Origin of the sequence: Enterobacter cloacae complex sp. P12RS, assembly GCF_014895875.1 — a bacterium.
GTDB lineage: Bacteria > Pseudomonadota > Gammaproteobacteria > Enterobacterales > Enterobacteriaceae > Enterobacter > Enterobacter bugandensis.
In genome coordinates this window covers 2,289-2,876 of the sequence record NZ_JADBQO010000060.1, presented here as the reverse complement: position 1 = coordinate 2,876, position 588 = coordinate 2,289, and the positions used below count along the sequence as shown (strand labels likewise).

General features: G+C 44.6%; 1 pseudogene. It reads left to right on the top strand.

The annotated features are described in order from the left end of the window. A pseudogene (locus tag IM284_RS22270) lies at nt 1-564 on the top strand (type IV secretion protein Rhs); the annotation flags it as partial. Nucleotides 565-588 lie beyond the last annotated feature (24 nt).

Below are 588 nucleotides of genomic sequence, written 5' to 3'. Positions count from 1 at the left end.
TATGCGCCGAATGCGCTGGGGTGGGTGGATCCGTGGGGGTTGTCGTGCAGAAATAGCTGGAATGATTTCCAGAGCAAAACTCGAGGTGCTTTTGCAACAAGAGGTCATGCTGCACGGGCCTACCGAGCTACTCATGGAATTTCAAAGCCAGATTTCCCTAATCCGGCAACATACCTCGATGCAGGAAAAATTAGTAGGCATTTAGAACTATTCAAGGGAGGGGTTACTAAGTTCGTTTGGGGTATTAATCCTGAATTTAGTCATTTAGGTCCTCCAGGAGGCCACTTTGTTATGCCAAGGACCGTTGCTGATGACTTAATTAGACGTTCGGGTGGGAACATTCCAAAGCTTGAAAGATTGTTAGGGTTAAATGCAGGTGATCTCGGAGACGCTCCTTTAAGAGTTGATATTAATAATCCGACAGGTTTAAGAATGCCAACAGGAAATGAACGAGGAGCAAATGAATTTTGGTTGCCGGGAGGATATACTTCAGGTGGTATTCCAGAGGCGGCCATAGATCCTACTCCGCTAAATCAATTAAAGATCACACCGTTGAAAAATTAAAAAAAGGAGACGCAATGGATAAAA